This window comes from Sporomusa intestinalis (assembly GCF_055383785.1).
Map to the genome: position 1 here is coordinate 782,501 of NZ_AP042390.1, position 18,078 is coordinate 800,578.

11 protein-coding genes and 2 rRNA genes (1 of these 13 running past the window's edge) are annotated in these 18,078 nt (G+C 50.7%); all 13 read left to right on the top strand.

All coding sequences use genetic code 11. The features are described from left to right. Nucleotides 1-2,992, top strand: a 23S ribosomal RNA gene (locus ACZ481_RS03710) (it extends 436 nt beyond the left edge of the window). Between the two features lie 100 nt (nucleotides 2,993-3,092). Beyond that, nucleotides 3,093-3,209, top strand: a 5S ribosomal RNA gene (rrf, locus tag ACZ481_RS03715). Between the two features lie 623 nt (nucleotides 3,210-3,832). Continuing rightward, on the top strand, nucleotides 3,833-4,645 hold the full coding sequence (locus ACZ481_RS03720; protein WP_464768831.1) for an SDR family NAD(P)-dependent oxidoreductase: 813 nt from the start codon (nucleotides 3,833-3,835) through the stop codon (nucleotides 4,643-4,645). Between the two features lie 238 nt (nucleotides 4,646-4,883). Then, a complete protein-coding gene (locus tag ACZ481_RS03725) occupies nucleotides 4,884-5,825 on the top strand; it encodes an AEC family transporter (protein ID WP_464768832.1) in 942 nt (313 codons plus the stop codon). Nucleotides 5,826-6,027: 202 nt separating this feature from the next. Beyond that, entirely contained in the window at nucleotides 6,028-7,038 is a 1,011-nt protein-coding gene (gene hutG / locus ACZ481_RS03730) for a formimidoylglutamase (protein ID WP_464768833.1), read from the top strand. A gap of 461 nt (nucleotides 7,039-7,499) precedes the next feature. Then, a complete protein-coding gene (gene ilvD, locus ACZ481_RS03735) occupies nucleotides 7,500-9,164 on the top strand; it encodes a dihydroxy-acid dehydratase (protein ID WP_464768834.1) in 1,665 nt (554 codons plus the stop codon). A gap of 42 nt (nucleotides 9,165-9,206) precedes the next feature. Continuing rightward, nucleotides 9,207-10,040: a 3-methyl-2-oxobutanoate hydroxymethyltransferase gene (gene panB, locus ACZ481_RS03740; RefSeq protein WP_464768835.1), complete on the top strand. Its 834-nt coding sequence runs from the start codon at nucleotides 9,207-9,209 to the stop codon at nucleotides 10,038-10,040. 50 nt (nucleotides 10,041-10,090) lie between these two features. Next, the gene (gene panB / locus ACZ481_RS03745) at nucleotides 10,091-10,945 is read left to right on the top strand and encodes a 3-methyl-2-oxobutanoate hydroxymethyltransferase (protein ID WP_464768836.1); all 855 of its coding nucleotides are present in this window, start codon (nucleotides 10,091-10,093) and stop codon (nucleotides 10,943-10,945) included. Between the two features lie 320 nt (nucleotides 10,946-11,265). Beyond that, complete coding sequence (locus tag ACZ481_RS03750; protein ID WP_464768837.1) at nucleotides 11,266-12,525, top strand: four-carbon acid sugar kinase family protein; 1,260 nt, start codon at nucleotides 11,266-11,268, stop codon at nucleotides 12,523-12,525. A 4-nt stretch (nucleotides 12,526-12,529) separates the two neighbouring features. Next, on the top strand, nucleotides 12,530-13,540 hold the full coding sequence (gene pdxA, locus ACZ481_RS03755; protein ID WP_464768838.1) for a 4-hydroxythreonine-4-phosphate dehydrogenase PdxA: 1,011 nt from the start codon (nucleotides 12,530-12,532) through the stop codon (nucleotides 13,538-13,540). 47 nt (nucleotides 13,541-13,587) lie between these two features. Beyond that, on the top strand, nucleotides 13,588-14,868 hold the full coding sequence (locus tag ACZ481_RS03760) for a nickel-dependent lactate racemase family protein (RefSeq protein ID WP_464768839.1): 1,281 nt from the start codon (nucleotides 13,588-13,590) through the stop codon (nucleotides 14,866-14,868). A gap of 33 nt (nucleotides 14,869-14,901) precedes the next feature. Beyond that, complete coding sequence (gene larAH10, locus ACZ481_RS03765; RefSeq protein WP_464768840.1) at nucleotides 14,902-16,197, top strand: NPN-dependent 2-hydroxyacid racemase, LarAH10 family; 1,296 nt, start codon at nucleotides 14,902-14,904, stop codon at nucleotides 16,195-16,197. A 296-nt stretch (nucleotides 16,198-16,493) separates the two neighbouring features. Next, nucleotides 16,494-18,062, top strand: coding sequence for a histidine kinase (locus tag ACZ481_RS03770; RefSeq protein ID WP_464768841.1), 1,569 nt, complete (start codon nucleotides 16,494-16,496; stop codon nucleotides 18,060-18,062). The last annotated feature ends 16 nt before the right edge of the window (nucleotides 18,063-18,078 follow it).

Sequence of the window (18,078 nt, forward strand, 5' to 3'; positions counted from 1 at the left end):
AGAAGGTAACAGCCCTGTAAGCGAAAGGCAGAGCGAAATGGCCGGAATCCAGAGTACCACGGGACACGAGGAACCCTGTGGGAAGCAGGGGGGACCACCCTCCAAGGCAAAATACTCGAGGCGACCGATAGCGCATAGTACCGTGAGGGAAAGGTGAAAAGCACCCCGGGAGGGGAGTGAAAAAGAACCTGAAACCGTATGCCTACAAGCAGTCGAAGGCCCGTAGGAGGCTGACGGCGTGCCTATTGAAGAATGAACCGGCGAGTTACAATATCCAGCAAGGTTAAGTGGAAGACACGGAGCCGAAGCGAAAGCGAGTCTAAAAAGGGCGAAAGTTGGATAGTGTAGACCCGAAACCGCAGTGATCTATCCATGGCCAGGTTGAAGCGCAGGTAAAAATGCGTGGAGGACCGAACCCGTGAGCGTTGAAAAGCTTTGGGATGAGTTGTGGATAGGGGTGAAATGCCAATCGAACGCGGAGATAGCTGGTTCTCCCCGAAATAGCTTTAGGGCTAGCCTCAGGAAGTAAGTACAGGCGGTAGAGCACTGATAGGGCTAGGGGCCTAATGGGTTACTGAACCTTGTCAAACTACGAATGCCTGTAGTGGAATCCTGGGAGTCAGACTACGAGTGATAAGACCCGTGGTCAAGAGGGAAACAGCCCAGACCATCAGCTAAGGTCCCCAATGCCGTACTAAGTGGCAAAGGATGTGGAGATACAAAAACAACCAGGATGTTGGCTTAGAAGCAGCCACCATTAAAAGAGTGCGTAATAGCTCACTGGTCGAGTGTCGCTGCGCCGAAGATGTCCGGGGCTAAAGTACGGAACCGAAGCTATGGCTTTTCGACAGTCGACTTTTGACGTTCGACATTCGATAGGAGTGTGAATGATGTCTGGATATAAAGACTTAGCGATATATCAAAAGTCATATGATGCATCACTAAGGATTCATAGATTGACGATCACATTTCCAAAACATGAAATGTATGAACTAGGTAGCCAAATGCGTAGAGCAGCTATTTCCATACCGCTAAATATAGCAGAAGGATATGGGCGAAAAATACATCAAAATGATTTTAAATCATTTTTGATAAACGCATTAGGCTCCTGTAATGAAATGCAAGTTCTACTGGAAATGATTAGAGATCTTGGTTATATTGGCCAAGAATATGATGAATTAGAAGATATATACGATCATTTAGGTAGACAAATAACGAAGTTTATACAAGTCATGCAATAATCGAAAGTCGGAAATCGAGAGTCGACTGTCGAGAGGGGTAGGGGAGCGTTCTATACCCAGAGAAGGTATACCGTAAGGAGTGCTGGAGAGTATAGAAGTGAGAATGCCGGTATGAGTAGCGAAAAGACAAGTGAGAATCTTGTCCACCGAAAGCCTAAGGATTTCTGAGGAAGGATCGTCCGCTCAGAGTCAGTCGGGCCCTAAGCCGAGGCAAAAAGCGTAGGCGATGGACAACTGGTAAATATTCCAGTACCACCTAGGATCGTTTGAGCGAAGGAGTGACACAGGAGGGCAGGCAAGCGCGAGGATGGAAAATCGCGTCTAAGCTTGTAGGGTGTATCACAGGCAAATCCGTGATACTGGAACCTGAGGAGTGATGGGTAGCTGTTAGAGATAATGGCGAAATTGCTGATCCCAGACTGTCAAGAAAAGCTTCTAGTGAGAGACTAGGTGCCCGTACCGTAAACCGACACAGGTAGGCGGGGAGAGAATCCTAAGGTGCGCGGGAGAACCCTCGTTAAGGAACTCGGCAAAATGTCCCCGTAACTTCGGGAAAAGGGGAGCTTGTAGACCGTGTAGACCAGAAGCGGTCGAAGCGGGAATGAGTTGCAAAAAAGAGGCCCAAGCGACTGTTTACCACAAACACAGGTGCCTGCTAAAGCGAAAGCTGACGTATAGGTGCTGACACCTGCCCGGTGCCGGAAGGTTAAGAGGAGAGCTTAGCGCAAGCGAAGGTTTGAATTGAAGCCCCGGTAAACGGCGGCCGTAACTATAACGGTCCTAAGGTAGCGAAATTCCTTGTCGGGTAAGTTCCGACCCGCACGAAAGGTGTAACGACTTGGGCACTGTCTCAACGAGGGACCCGGTGAAATTGAAATACCTGTGAAGATGCAGGTTACCCGCGACTGGACAGAAAGACCCCATGGAGCTTTACTGCAACCTGACATTGAGTTTTGGTAAATGATGTACAGGATAGGTGGGAGACTGGGAAGATGGGACGCAAGTCTCATTGGAGTCAATGTTGGGATACCACCCTTTATTTACTGGAGTTCTAACTCAAGGAGTAACGAAACTGAGGACAGTGTCAGGCGGGCAGTTTGACTGGGGCGGTCGCCTCCGAAAGAGTAACGGAGGCGCCCAAAGGTTCCCTCAGCGCGGATGGAAATCGCGCGAAGAGTGTAAAGGCAGAAGGGAGCTTGACTGCAAGACAGACAAGTCGAGCAGGGACGAAAGTCGGGCTTAGTGATCCGGTGGTACCGAGTGGAAGGGCCATCGCTCAACGGATAAAAGCTACCCTGGGGATAACAGGCTAATCTCTCCCAAGAGTCCATATCGACGGGGAGGTTTGGCACCTCGATGTCGGCTCATCACATCCTGGGGCTGAAGTAGGTCCCAAGGGTTGGGCTGTTCGCCCATTAAAGTGGTACGTGAGCTGGGTTCAGAACGTCGTGAGACAGTTCGGTCCCTATCCATCGCGGGCGTAAGAGACTTGAAGGGAACTGCTCCTAGTACGAGAGGACCGGAGTGGACGGACCGCTGGTGTACCAGTTATCCCGCCAGGGGTAGAGCTGGGTAGCTACGTCCGGAAAGGATAAACGCTGAAAGCATCTAAGCGTGAAACCAGCCTTAAGATGAGGTCTGTCATTCGCAAGAAGTAAGGCCCCTTGGAGAAGACAAGGTTGATAGGCCAGGAGTGGAAGTGGAGTGATCCATGGAGCGGACTGGTACTAATAGGCCGAGGACTTGACTTACACCTCGTTTGCATGAAGTGCAAACATCGATGACTAATGCGCAAATCTTTCTTCTGTGAAGTTTTCAGGGAACATACTCTAACGAGATGTTCACCTAGTATCCAGTGACGATAGCTGTGGGGCTCCACCTGTTCCCATACCGAACACAGCAGTTAAGCCCACAAACGCCGAAGGTACTTGGCTGGAAACGGCCCGGGAGATTAGGAAGTTGCTGGTTAACAAATAGCACTCACGCCAGTGAGTGTTTTTTATTTATGGAAAGCGACAGGCTTAGACCGTTCAGAGTGCCCCAGCTGCGAGGCGGAGCGAGGACGTCGCCGTAGTCGTACTGGGAAGTACGTCGGAGGTGGTGCCCGCAGTGACAACGAAGCAGGTGGGGTGCTATGGACGGTCGTAGGAGCCGAAGGTACTTGGCTGGATGGGCCCGGGAGATTAGGAAGTTGCTGGTTAGAACAAAGCACTCACTTTTTGTGAGTGTTTTTTTTATTTACTGTGCGGCTTTGCCTGGCAGACAGATATTTTATGGCTGTTACACTTTGTCTCTGGTTTGTAGCAGCTTGCTTATTTATTATGGGACAGTATAAAACAAATACGCAACCCCGTCTGTTTTATCCTATTTAATTACATACCCTTTTGTGGGCTTTTATGTTGAATTATAGTTTTTTTACAGCAGATGTTCAGGGATTTTAGTCAAAACCTATTTTGAACCGAGCGATTTTATTATTTGATGACTTGGCACGCTACTTGCTCTGTTTAAACAGAGAAAAGGAGGACAGCAAATTACGGAGGCTTCAATGGGTGGCAGGAAGACACTATTTCAACAAGAAAGGGGTTTTTAGCATGTCGTTGCAAGGAAAGGTTGCCTTAGTTACCGGGGGCGGAACTGGTATCGGCAAAGGGGTGGTGGCGGCTTTGGCGCGGGAAGGGGCGCTAATCGCTATTGCGGCAGTGGATTTCGTCGATTCCAGCGCCAATCAATATGGAACTAAACATATTGGCGGGTATACGGCAGCCCGGAAATTGGCTGGTGAATTGCAGGCCCAAGGCGCTGAGGTTATCGTTATTGACGCCAATATCACAAAAACGGCGGACATGGAGCAGGCAGTTAAAGCTACAGTAGAACGTTTTGGCAAACTAGATATTCTGGTCAATGTTGCCGGTCTCATAACCTGTAAGCAGGTGGTAGACTTAACAGAAGACGACTGGGATTCTGTTGTTGATACCAATGCCAAAGGTACTTTTGTTACTAATAAAGCAGTGCTGCCGCAAATGAAAAAACAGGGCGGCGGCAGGATAATAAACTTTACGTCGATAGCAGGCAAAACCGGTTACCCCGGTCTGGCTCATTATTGCGCCTCCAAGTTTGCGGTAATAGGTTTTACGAACGCATTGGCAAAAGAATTGGTGAATGATAACATAACCGTTAATGCCGTTGCTCCCGGCATTGTTGCCACGGAAATGTGGGTTAATCTCCGCCAGGCATGGGCACTGCCAGGAGAAACGGAGGCAGAAAGCTATAAGCGTTGTGTAACCAGCATGATTCCTCAAGGTGTGGACCAAACCCCGGAAGACATGGCGAAAGCCGTACTGTTCTTTATTGACAACCCCTGTGTTACCGGACAGACTCTACATGTTGACGGAGGCTGCGCTTAGCATAAATCCTGTTTTTTACAGGAGCCTGAAAAAATAAATTTTACAGAGAGTTAAAAATGAGCACCGCCAAAAAGCCGGTATTCATGCTGAAATTTCTGCATGATTGCCGGCTTTTTAGCATAACAGCCTAAATAAGTCGGTATTTTCTTCTTTTGCATAACGGTAATTTTAATGTTAAACTAGGAAACATACGGAAAAATTGCTATATATTAATCCTTGCAAAGAAGAGAAGGTATATATGGATCTTAAAGTAAAATTAGCTTATTTTTTTATCGATTTATTAGTCCCCCTGGGTGTGGGCTATTGGCTGCGCATTAAACCTATATTTGGTGAAGGTTTTTTTGTCAGTATGGCCAACTATAACATGCTGCTGCTGTACCCGGCTCTTTCCGTATTGAGTTTTTGGGTTTTGCCGTTTAGCTGGGAATTAATATGGTTACCGTTATTCGGCATCATTCTTTGCATTATTCCCGGCTTGGCCGCTTATTTGATTTCAACTAACAAATATAGCAGCATGCTTGATACGGGGAGCTATATTTTGTCGGCCATATTATCCAATATTGGCACATTAGGCGGCTTGTGCGTCTATATTTTGTATGGTGAAACTGGCTTTGCCTATACACAGCTGGTAGTGTTGCTGCAAGTGGCGGTAATTTTTTTAATCTGTTATCCTTTAGCCCAGTATTATTACCGACGAGCACAGGCGGCAAGTATGGAAAAAGTATCTTTTACGAAACTGTTTTTAAACCGGAACCAAGTGCCTGTATTGGCTTTGGCAATTGGTTTTGCCTTGTATTATTTCAATATACCGCGCCCGGTCATACTAGGTCAGCTGTTTGATCCGCTGGTCCATATCGCGGCCTGGACTGCATTGATGCCAGTAGGCCATTCCCTTGATTTTTCAGCAATCCGGAAGTATTATCTGAGTACGTTTGACCTGGTCCCGATAAAATTCCTTGTTACCCCGCTGGTGGTCTATATCATCGCCAGGCTGGTATTTGATGATCCGAAAATAATCAATACGGTATTGATTCTGGCCAGCATGCCAACGGCGATCAGTGCGGTTATTGTTGTAAAGATCCATCATTTGAATATTCATATCGCCAATGCCTCTTTCATCCTGACCACGGCTTTGTTTCTCCTGGTCGTATACCCTCTGCTTTTTTGGGGCTTACAATGAGCTAGATGTGTAGTACAGGCGGAACGGCGGATAGCGCCGGGGAAAGTCGCATAAACAAGGCTCCCGGCCCAACCGGTGTTGCCGACCGGCTGGGCCAGGAGTCTTGTTGTTTGGCCGGGCAAGTGGTTTGACGTTTAGTTGACGCCAATATGGTACATTGTTTGCTAAAGTTACCAGATAAATTGAGAGGCTTGGTAAAGAGATGAATAATCAGTATAAACCTGCAGATATGGCGCTGTGGGCAGGGCGCACTGACAGCCAGGAGAATTATGATGCTTTCAGATGGCATCAGTGGATGCGGGAGCTGAACCTTAACCGTACCGGCAGCTTGCTGTTGGAGGGCAAGCTGGGGTTTGCCCTGCTGGGTTTTTGCTGTGATGAGGGTGTGAGACGCAATCATGGCCGGACAGGGGCCGCGAAGGGTCCTGAGGCTATCCGCCGGGAGCTGGCTAATCTGCCCTGTACCTTTACGCCGGAGGTTGCCCTGTTTGATGCCGGCAATATTACCTGTACCGATGGCAATCTGGAAGCAAGCCAGGCTGCCCTGGCGCGGGCGGTAACCCAAATCCGCCGGTTCGGTTTGTTTCCTTTAGTATTGGGAGGAGGCCATGAGCTGGCCTTGGGGCATTACCGCGGCCACCGGGATTATATGCTGGCGGGTGAGCAAATACCGGATATCGGTATTATTAATTTTGATGCGCATTTTGACCTCCGGCCGTTTGCCGGCGGCAGCAGTTCAGGCACAATGTTCAGGCAGATTGCCGAGGAGGCCGCCGATTCGGGCTGGCCATTCCGTTACCTATGTATAGGGATTCAACGGTTCAGCAACACGCTGGAGCTTTTTAAAACAGCCGCGCAATATGGGGTGGTTCATATACCGGCGGCAGAGGTGATTGGCCAAGGCGACCGGCATGTGATCGAAAAGCTAGATGCATTCATGAAATCAACCAAGCATATTTACTTAACCATATGTGCCGATGTTTTTTCCACAGCCTTCGCCCCCGGCGTCAGCGCCGCCCAGCCGCTGGGCCTGCATCCTGAAGCTGTTTTGCAATATCTTAAACATATCTTACGCTCGGAAAAGGTAATTGGTTTTGACATTGCCGAAGTATCACCCAGGTTTGACCATGACAGCACAACGGCCAGTCTGGCCAAAGTGCTGATCTTCTCGGTAGTAAATACCATTTGCAGTAGGAAAGGGCTTGCCCGCTAATCAGGCCGGCGGGTCTTGGCAAACAAGGGGGCATTTCCCTGTGGCCGCCAGCGGCTGCGCATAGCCGGTTCAAACTATCGCGGGTGGCCAACGGCTGGCCGCGGCGATTTTTTATCCGGCAGGAAAGCATAATTTTCCTACCGGCTGAGGCAAACATCGGTTTGTGCCTGCGTTAAGGCTCGGCGCAACTGATGTTTTTATATTTTCCCGGCCTCCAGCGGGCCAGCCCGCAGGGGGCGGCGACTGAATTTCTCTGCCGGCGGCAGGGGATGTCTCCCCGGGCGAGGCATGAACCTGCTAAAAGGACAAGATTCCTCATGGCAATGTCAAAAAATTCAGAAGGTAAAAACAGCGTTTTCAAGGAATTGCTTAGTTAAGATTAAAGAACCCCAGTCCTGGAGCTGGGTTGAGTGTGGCATCATTGCAGAATCGACAATAAACAAGAGGAGGCAGAATTTACTATGAGGAGCCATATTACCACAAGGGGATTAGAGCGGGCAACACACCGCGCCTTATATTACTCTATGGGACATTTGCCGGAAGATCTGGATAAGCCGTTGGTGGCTATTGTCAATACCCAGAATGAGACAATGCCCGGCCATATGCATTTGGACAGTATCGCCAAAGCTGTCCGGGAAGGGGTTATTGCCGCCGGCGGTACGCCGATAGAGTTTCCGACAATCGGTCTTTGCGACGGTATTGCCCAGGGGAACTATGGCATGCATTACCCCCTGGCCAGCCGGGAGTTAATTTGCGATTCAGTGGAATGTATGGTCAACGGCCATCAATATGACGCCATGGTGCTGATTACCAACTGTGATAAGATTACCCCGGGCCTGTTGATGGCTGCGGTCCGCCTGAATATTCCGGCCATCATGATCAGTGGCGGCCCTATGGCTACCGGCTGTGTTGACGGTCAGGAAATCGGCTATACAGACCTGATGGCCGCGCAGGGGGATGTGGCCAGGGGGATTATCACCCGCGAAGAATTGTCAAAGAGGGAAAGAGATGCCTTGCCGGGCTGTGGCGCCTGTAATCTGCTGGGAACAGCCAATACGATGAATTTCCTGACAGAAGCCCTGGGCATGTGTCTGCCGGGTTCCACCTGTCTGGCCGGAACCGGCCGGCGGCTGGCGCTGGCCAAGCAAACCGGGATGAAGATTATGGAACTATACAATAAATCGATTCTGCCCCGCCAGATTGTAACGAAAGAAGCCATCGAAAATACAATTACCGTTGATTTGGCTATCGGCGGCTCAACGAATACTATCTTGCACTTAACTGCTTTAGCCAAAACCGCCGATATTGATTTTGATATTAATTGCTTTGCTGAACTGGCGAAAAAGGTTCCCCATTTGGTAAAAATCAGGCCGGCCAACAATGGCCATTACCCGGCCGATGTTCATAATGCCGGCGGTATAACCGCATTAATGGGGCAGTTATGCCAGGATGGATTATTGCACAAGGATGTGTTAACCGTTACCGGCCAGACCGTCGCGGAGAATGTACGTGATGCGAAAGTAATTAATAACACGGTTATCCGGCCGCTGGACAATCCTTACTCGGCCCAGGGCGGCCTGCAATTGCTGTATGGCAATCTGGCGCCGGAGGGCTCGGTGTGCAAGAGTGCGGCGGTTGTGCCGGAGATGCATCACCACAAAGGCCCGGCGAGAATTTTTAATCAGGAAGAGCCGGCGGTGGCTGCCATCTATGGGGGGCAGATCAAACCCGGTGATGTAGTCGTAGTGCGGTACGAAGGCCCGAAAGGCGGCCCCGGCATGCGGGAAATGCTCACAGCTACCGCCGCTATTGTTGGGATGGGGCTGTCCAAAGAGGTGGCACTGGTCACTGACGGCCGTTTCTCGGGGGCTACTGCCGGTGCTGCGGTAGGCCATGTTTCGCCTGAAGCCGCAGAAGGCGGTCCTATTGCCTTGATTGAGGAAGGGGATATGATTGAGATCAATATTCCTGAAGGCAAAATTCACCTGCATGTAACCGAGGAGGAGCTGGCTCGCCGGCAAGCGGCCTGGCAGCCGGCAGCACAGGATCATGTAATTAAGGGCAGCTATCTTGACCGCTATGCGAAGATGGTGTCATCCGCTATGGCTGGTGCTGTTTTCAAATAGAAGACTAAGATAAACATCAAAAAACAGGAGGGAATATAATTAATGGCAAAAGTGAAAATTACAATCCCGGAAATTCTTGCAACCAAGCATAATGGTAAAAAGTTCAAAATGATCACAGTCTATGATTTTCCGATGGCAGGCATTGTTGACCGCTCCGATGCGGAACTGATCCTGGTTGGTGATTCTCTGGGCATGGTTATCCAGGGGCATGACGGCACAATCCCGGTAAATCTCGAAGATATATTATATCATCTCAAGCTTGTCCGCCGGGGCGCTCCCAATACCTTTGTTGTCGGTGACATGCCGTTCCTGTCCTATCAGGTCAACCGGGACGAAGCGATCCGCAATGCCGGCACCCTGCTTAAAGCCGGCGCTGACTGCGTGAAGATGGAAGGGGATATTAAGATCGCGGCCACGGTTAAAGCCGTAGTCGATGCCGGCATTCCGGTTATGGGCCATATCGGCTTAACCCCGCAAACAGCGGCGCAGATGGGCGGGTTTAAGGTCCAGGGCAAGAGTGCCGAAGCGGCTGAAAAGCTGCTGGAAGCGGCAATTGCCATTGACAATGCCGGTGTATTTGCCATGGTCTTAGAGTGCATGCCGGCTTCCTTATGCAAGCTGATCACAGAGCGCGTCAAATGCGCTACCATCAGCGTCGGCGGCGGCAAGGACTGCAACGGCCATAACCTGAATGCCTACGATCTTGTCGGTATTTTTGATAAATTCGTGCCGAAGTTTGTTAAGCAATATGCCCAAATGGGGCCGCAAATGGTCGAAGCGTTTAATACCTGGTGCAAAGAGATTGATGACGGCACCTTCCCGGAAGAGAAGCATTGCTTTACGATGAACGATGAGGACCTGAAACGTTTATACTAATCTATTTATATTAATTTACTCTAATTTATTGAAAAAAGAGGTGCTGGAAAATGGCAAGAAAAACAATTAACGATTTTGCCCAAATGGTGAGCAAAGGGGAGAAAATCGTATACCTTACCGCTTATGATTACCTTACTGCCAAGATGCAGGAAAAAGCGGGCGTCGATATGATTCTGGTCGGCGATTCGCTGGGGATGGTTACTCTGGGGTATGATACCACTTTCCCGGTTACCATGGATGATATGGTCCGCCATTGCCAGGCTGTGCGGCGCGGCGCCCCTAATACCTTTATTGTCGGCGATATGCCCTATATGTCCTATCAGACTTCCAATGAACAGGCCATTGCCAATGCCGGGCGGCTGATTAAAGAGGCTGATGTTGACGCTATCAAGCTCGAAGGCGGCGGCCCCATGATTGCCGAACGGATCAAAGCGATTCAGCAGGCCGGAATCCTGGTTATGGGTCACATTGGTCTGACCCCGCAGCTTTCGGGCCAGATCGGCGGCTACAAAGCGCAGGGCCGCAGCGCGGCGGCAGCGATGAAGATCGTTAATCAGGCTAAAGCGGTTGAGGAAGCGGGGGCCTTCAGCATTCTGGTTGAAGGTGTGCCTGCCGCTGTGGGCAAGGCCATCACCGAAAGAGCCGGTATCCCCATCCTGGGGATTGGCGCCGGTTCCTATACCCATGGCCAGCTGCTCATATATGCCGATATGGTAGGCATGTATGATAACTTTACCCCGAAATTTGTTAAGAAGTATGCCAATGTGGGCGAGGTTTTGACTAAGGCCTTTAAAGAGTATGCGGATGAAGTCCGGGCGGCTCAGTTCCCGGTGGACGCCGAGCATACGTATGGTATGAAGGAAGCCGATGTAAAAGAGTTTCTGGCTGCTCTGGACAAAGAATAGAAAGCAGGAATTCTCCTGACTGGTTGCATATTTCTCTGCCAATGGGTATAATATAAGAAACAATTTATAATCGAAGCAATTAATTTCAGCCTCCCGGCTTTGCCGGCAGGCTTTTTTTCATGGTGGGAAAATAAAGATAACCAATTGCAGCTACTATAAAATTATTTTATATTAGCCGGGTTACTTGCCCTGGCTGCTGCGTTGCCTGTACAATAATTTTATGGTGCAAGTCAATAAATTCAGCAGGAATTGAGAGATAATTTAAAAAAATAATACTAATATGAAACTTAGGAAAAGGGGTGCAGGCGCTGAACTCAGTTATGGAGTCGATTGTGGTCATTGCTGATGATTTGACTGGGGCCAATGACACGGGCTTACAATTTGCACGCACAGGTCTTCGCACCGAGGTTATTCTGGCCGGGGCCAAGCCGACCGCTTTGCCCGGCAGTGCAGTTGTTATCGATACCGGTACCAGGGCGTATCCGCCCGGAGAAGCTTACAATAAAGTACAGGCGGCAGCAAAGCTGGCTTATGCTGCCGGCTTTCAGCATTTCTATAAAAAGCTTGATTCTACCCTTAGGGGCAACATTGGCGGTGAATTAGCCGCTATTTTGGATTTGGGGCGGCACGATTTTGCGTTTGTCATGCCGGCTTACCTGAAAAGCGGCCGCTCGACCGTAGGCGGACACCACCTTGTGCAGGGAGTTCCGCTGGCCGCCACCGAGATTGCCCGGGACCCGAAATGCCCTGTACAGGAAACAATACTCCCGGTGTTATTGGCAGCCCAGGCCGGCTGCCAGGTAGGCCATATTGGCATTAAGGAGCTTTGTGAAGGCGAAGCAGCGATTGTTGTCTCGCTTCAGCGGCATTTGACGGGCGGCTGCCGGATTATCAGCTGCGACGCCTGGCTGGAAGAGCATTTTTCCCTGGCAGTACAGGCTGTCCTGCGTACAGGCAGGAAGGTTTTGTGGTCCGGTTCGGCCGGTCTGGCCGAGTATTTGCCGCCATTGCTGGGGTTGAGCCGTATTGACCGGCAGCAGCCGTCCCTGGTTGTTGCCGGCAGTGTCAGCTCGGTAACCAGGGGCCAGCTGCAACGGCTTGTGGAGCATGGCTATAGATTAATTGAGGTTGAAATAGAGCAATTTCCCTGGACAAGGGAGCAGTTTCAGCCCTGTTTGCAAGCGGCGGTTGCCGCTATAACTGAGGGGCACAATGTGATTATTGCCTCAGGCTATCGCCCGGAGGCCGTGGCGCGCACGCAGCAGGCTGGGGCTGCTTTGGGGCTGACGGCAGCGCAAACCAGCGAAGCCGTGGCAGACAGCCTGGGCTGGCTGGGCGCGGCCGTACTCAAGCGATGCGAGGTTGACAGCGTGGTTCTTACCGGCGGCGATACCGCTGCCGCTGTCTGCCAGGCGCTGGGGGTAACCGGTATCCGGATCAGCGAAGAGCTGGCGCCGGCCATACCGCTGGGAGAAATGACAACCGCCCAGGGAAAAACGCTGCGTGTTATTACCAAAGCAGGCGCATTCGGGAGTGCGGACGTATTGGTGACGGTAATGGAGCGAATGCAAAGGAGATGAAGTAATGGAACAACGTCCAATCCTGGCCATTACAATGGGGGATGCGGCCGGCTGCGGGCCGGAAATCATTGTGAAAGCCCTAGACGACAAGAATATCTATCACCTGTGCCGCCCGCTGGTTTTTGGTGATGCCGGGCGCATTCAACTGGCGGCCGACTGTGTCAAAAGTCAAATTAAAATAAATCGCGTCACTGATCCTCAAAGCGGCGGTTATCAGCCGGGAACCATAGATGTCCTCGACTTTGCCAATATCCCGGCCAATCTTCCTTTCGGCCGGGTGGATGCCCGGGCCGGCCATGGGGCTTATGTATATGTGGAGGCGGCAATAAAGCAGGCCATGGACAATACGGTTGCTGCTGTCGTTACTGCCCCGTTAAATAAAGAAGCGTTGCATCTGGGCGGGCATCATTTTCCCGGGCATACGGAGATTTTCGCCCAGCTCAGCGGTACGGAAGATTATGCGATGATGCTGGCCGGAGAAGCATTAAAGGTTATTCATGTTACTACTCATGTCTCGATGCGGGCTGCAGCCGATCTGATCACTAAAGACCGGGTTCTGCAGATCATCCGCCTTGCCGACCGTACCTTACGGCTATTGGGCCTGGAGCAGCCGCGCATCGCTGTTGCCGGTTTTAATGCCCATGCCGGGGAAAATGGCTTATTCGGCCGGGAAGACATAGATGAGATTGCACCGGCAGTCAAAGCGGCCCAAAGCCTGGGGCTTAATGCGAGCGGCCCTGTGCCGCCGGATACCGTGTTCTTTCGGGCGGTGTGCCGCAAAGAATTCGATATTGTTGTTGTAATGTATCATGATCAGGGACATATACCCATTAAGCTGCTGGGATTTGAAGATGGCATCAATGTTACGGTGGGACTGCCGTTTCTGCGGACCTCTGTGGATCACGGAACCGCCTTTGATATTGCCGGCAAAGGGATTGCCGACAGCCGCAGTATGACCGCAGCGATTGAATTTGCCGCCCGGGCCGCCGCCGGCGCCCGGCAGCAACAGGCATAGGCGCAGGTATAGTGTCTGCAGGCAGGACTTAGAAAGGATGGTAGCTTGTGCAAAATATCGCAGTTGAATTGCCTTATGGCCAGGAGACGGTCAGGGTAACGGTTCCCCCAAATAATCTGATCGGTGTATTTTCGCCGCAGGATGTAGCGGTTGTAACAGATATCAGGCAGGAGATCATGCGGGCCCTCCATAACCCGATCGGCAGCAAGAGCCTGCGGGAGCTGGTCAAGGGCGCGAAAAAGGTGGTTATTGTCGCCGACGACAATACCCGGTTAACCCCAACACAGGAAATTATTCCTCTCTTGCTTGATGAAATGAACGTTGCCGGCATTGCCGATGCGCAGATAACGATTATTATTGCGCTGGGTACGCACCGGTTTATGACAGAGGCAGAAATACTCGCTAAATTCGGTGAGGCGGTTGTGAAGCGGGTTGCAATTAAGAATCATGATTTTAAGAATCCCGCTGCGCTTGTTGACCTGGGCCGGACCCCGAACGGGACCAGTGTCTGGGTGAACCGCGAGGCTTATGAGGCTGACTTTAAAATTGGGGTTGGCAGTATCGTGCCTCACCATATTCCCGGCTTTGCCGGCGGGGCCAAAATTGTTCAGCCCGGTATTTCCGGGGAACACACTACGGCTGAAACCCATTTGCTCAGTGTCCGGGCGCCGCGCTCCTATTTGGGCGTGGAAGACAATCCGGTACGGCGGGAGTTAAATATGATAGCAGGCAAAATTGGCCTGCATACCATTTTCAATACGGTGTTAAACCGGCACGGTCAGGTAGTGGGGGCTTTTTTCGGCGATGTGGAGGAGGCTTTCCGGCAGGGCGTGGCCTTGGCCAGGGAGGTATATGCGGTAGAGATTCCGGCAGCAGCCGACATCGTGATCGCCGGCTCCCATCCCTGTGACATTGAATTCTGGCAGGCCCATAAAACGCTATATCCTTCGGATCTGGCCGTAAAGGCAGGGGGGACCATTATTCTGGTTACGCCCTGTTATGAAGGTGTGGCCGTCACCCATGGCGATATGCTGGATATTACCTGCCATACAGCTGATTGTTTAAAGAAAATGGTAACCGCTAAGCAGGTGCCAGATGAAGTGGCCGCGGCCTTAGCCATTGCCTGGGCCCAGGTGAAAGAACGGGAGGCCGTATTTATCGTTTCTGACGGTATTGTATCGGCCGATGCCAGGCGTCTTGGGTTTACCCCGTTTGCCACCGTGCAAAACGCCTTGGACGCCGCGTTCGCCAAACATGGCAAGGATGCCAGGGTAACGGTTCTAACCCATGCGCCGGACATGCTGCCGATTATTAAACCAGGATGTTGAGTACAGTAATTTGTAGAGAAAGGGTGTTTAACGGTGAGAGAATTTACTTTGAAGTACGGTACCGGAGAACTAAGCTTTTCCATCCCTAAGGAGCAGGTCGTGCATGAGATTATTGGCAAGGAATATCCGCCTGTAGCCGATATCCCCCAGGCTGTGCGGACGGCGCTGGCAGCGGCTATTGATTCACCGCCCCTGAGCGAGATTGTAAAGCCAGGCGAGAAAGTAGTGATTTCTGTCAGTGATATTACCCGCTCCTGGCAGCAAATGCCGCTGGTATTGCCTGAGATTATTGAGACGCTGAATAAAGCCGGTGTGCCTGATGATAATATTACGATTATTATTGCGGTAGGCGGCCACCGTCAAAACACCGAGGAGGAGTTTATCCAGCTGTGCGGCCAGGAAACCTGTCACCGCATCAGAGTCATCAATCATGATGCCTGGGATACGGAGAATATGGTCTATCTGGGAAAAACCAGCCGGGGAACAGAGGTTGCCATCAACAAGCTGGCCTATGAGGCCGACCGGCTTATTTTGACAGGCGGCATCGTGTATCATTACATGGCAGGCTACGGCGGCGGGCGCAAGAGTATTGTTCCCGGGATCAGTTCGATCAAGACAATCAGACAAAATCATCTCTGGGGGCTGGGGCCCGTAGAAGGGGCCGGCTCCAACCCGAATGCGGCCTCCCGGAAAACAAAAGGCAATGAATTGCATGAGGATATGATGGAGATTGCCGGTTTTGTGCAGCCGGATTTTATTATCAATATGGTGCCCACGCCGGACGGGGAGTTCGGGGGGATTTTTGCCGGCAACTGGGTATCGGCCTGGACCGAAGGCTGCAAATTGGTTGATAAGCTGTACGGCGTTGAGATTGATGAGTTAGCCGATATTGTGGTTTCCACCGCCGGCGGGTTCCCCAAAGATATTAATCTCTACCAGACCGGTAAAACCATGGACAATGCCTACTATGCCGTGAAAAGAGGCGGGGCCGTAATCATTTTAAGCGAGTGCTCGGATATTTATGAGCCGCAGGAGTTCTCCCGCTGGTTCCAGTTTGACGACAAACTGGCAATGGAGAAAGCGCTGCGCAAATCCTTCGGCATACCTGGCTGGGTGGCGTTAAAAGAGGTGGAATGCAGCAACTATGCCACATATATCCTGGTAACCAGGGCCGAAAATGCCGAGTTTCTGGCTAAAACCAGCATGATCCCGGCAACTACCATGGAAGAGGCCCTGCGGATTGCCCGGGAAAAATGCGGCACAGACAAGCCGACCTATACGGTGATGCCGCAGGGGGCGAATACCCTGCCGATTTTACGGCAAGGTTGATTGGTTACATCAAGCCAATATTGCGTGTTTACGGGCTTGGCAACATCCCGGGAAAACATAATATAGCCTAAAAGGCTGGGAGGGTGACCTCACAGCCTTTTAGGCTTCGGCCTTGCTTAATTTGTGAAAATTATTATTTGACAAATAAAGGCAGGCAAATTTTACAGAATAGTTGAAGGATTTTTACGACAGGATGAATAAGTATAGGAGTAATTATATACCCTTTTAGATAACATTCTGCGGCTGGCTGAATATTTTCAGTTTTTATACTGGCAGTAAGGTATGAGGGATTTATAATGATAACAGATGTGATGAATAAAATACGAGATTTATTTCAACTGGATATTATTGGCGACCAGTATTATGACTGGGGCGAGCAGCACTGGCTGCAATTAGACCCTGACAACCCGGAGATTCAGCCGATTGTATCAGTCGCGACCGTATATCCCGGCGAAACGCAGCTGCCTCACGTGCATTCAGGGTATATTGAAATTATCATCGGCCTGGAGGGGATGACTACCCATTGGTGCAATGACCGGGAAATTAAACTGAGCAAAGGCAAGCTGGGGTATATCAGCGAGGGGGGCAAGCACCGGCATATTAACACCTCGGATAAACCGGCCTCTTTTATCAGCATTGTCTATTCGACAATTCCCAAGACACTGAAGGAATTATCGACCGGTGCCGACATGGAGCTTATGGAAATGGCCAAGGTAATTAATCTGGATGCCATTGCCGAAAAATTCGCGCAAACTGTCAATATGACGGTTACCCTTATTGATGTGGCCGGCAATTTCCTGACAGAAAAGAAGAACCTGCCGGAGCTATGCCTGCTTTGCTTCCGGGAAAAATGCGGCAATTGTGTCCTCCATTGCGCCTCGCCGCAGTGGCCCTATGCAGAGAAAAAGGTATTTCGCTGTAAGTTCGGCGTATCGTCTATCCAAAGCCCTGTTGTTGTAAATGACCGGATATTAGGCTATCTCGGCTGTGGCTACGGGCGAATGTCGATTGTTATTCCCCAGACGGAGTTAACGGCGCTGGATAAACGCAAGGCCCAGGCCGCTTATTTGAATCTTATTTTTATGACCCGGAACCAATTGATTTCTGTGGCGGAAACGCTGTCGCTGGTTAGTGCTTCGCTTGTGCAGCTGATGGATAATTCGTTGAAAGAAAAAGAGTTAAGCAGTTACCGGGTCAGTTTGTCGCAGGAGCGGGAAATGCAGGCCCGGCTGCATAATTCCCTGAGTCAGGCCAAGCTTAAATTTTTGGAATCGCAGGTCAATCCTCATTTTTTATTCAATACTCTCAATACAATCGCCCAGCAGGCCGAGATGGACGGGGCGGGCACACTGGCGTCACTGACGTATTCCCTTTCCAATTTACTGCGTTTAAGCCTGGGGAAGGCGGAGTCGCTTGTAACCCTGGAAGAGGAATTAAGCTATATCAAAGATTATTTGTTTATTCAAAAGACCCGCTTCCCCGGCAAATTTGCGGTCGACATCGGGATGGACCCTGATACGCTGCAGCTTAAGATCCCGTTCATGACCGTCATGGTGTTAATAGAAAACTCAATTCTCCATGGCTTCCGGGATATTCGCCAGCAGGGCCGGCTGTTTGTCAGCAGTTATAAAGAGGGGCAGTCGGGGATTATTGAAGTGCGTGACAATGGTTGCGGTATCCCCGAACCCATTGCCGCGGCCGTAAAGGAATTGCCTCATACTGATTATGATCCTCCCAGCCTGAAGGGAATTGGCATCAAAAATATTTTTCTGAGATTGAAGCACTATTACGGCGACTCATTTGCGTTAACGCTCACCCGGCTGGAGACTGGAGGGACCCTGGCCCGGATTACCCTGCCGCTGTAGCTTTGTTTTCGACTCT

Coding starts and splice junctions, on each gene's coding strand:
- ACZ481_RS03720 (WP_464768831.1), top strand. CDS start 3,833: ATGTCGTTGCAAGGAAAGGTTGCCTTAGTTACCGGGGGCGGAACTGGT.
- pdxA (WP_464768838.1), top strand. CDS start 12,530: ATGGAACAACGTCCAATCCTGGCCATTACAATGGGGGATGCGGCCGGC.
- ACZ481_RS03725 (WP_464768832.1), top strand. CDS start 4,884: ATGGATCTTAAAGTAAAATTAGCTTATTTTTTTATCGATTTATTAGTC.
- hutG (WP_464768833.1), top strand. CDS start 6,028: ATGAATAATCAGTATAAACCTGCAGATATGGCGCTGTGGGCAGGGCGC.
- ilvD (WP_464768834.1), top strand. CDS start 7,500: ATGAGGAGCCATATTACCACAAGGGGATTAGAGCGGGCAACACACCGC.
- ACZ481_RS03770 (WP_464768841.1), top strand. CDS start 16,494: ATGATAACAGATGTGATGAATAAAATACGAGATTTATTTCAACTGGAT.
- panB (WP_464768835.1), top strand. CDS start 9,207: ATGGCAAAAGTGAAAATTACAATCCCGGAAATTCTTGCAACCAAGCAT.
- panB (WP_464768836.1), top strand. CDS start 10,091: ATGGCAAGAAAAACAATTAACGATTTTGCCCAAATGGTGAGCAAAGGG.
- ACZ481_RS03750 (WP_464768837.1), top strand. CDS start 11,266: ATGGAGTCGATTGTGGTCATTGCTGATGATTTGACTGGGGCCAATGAC.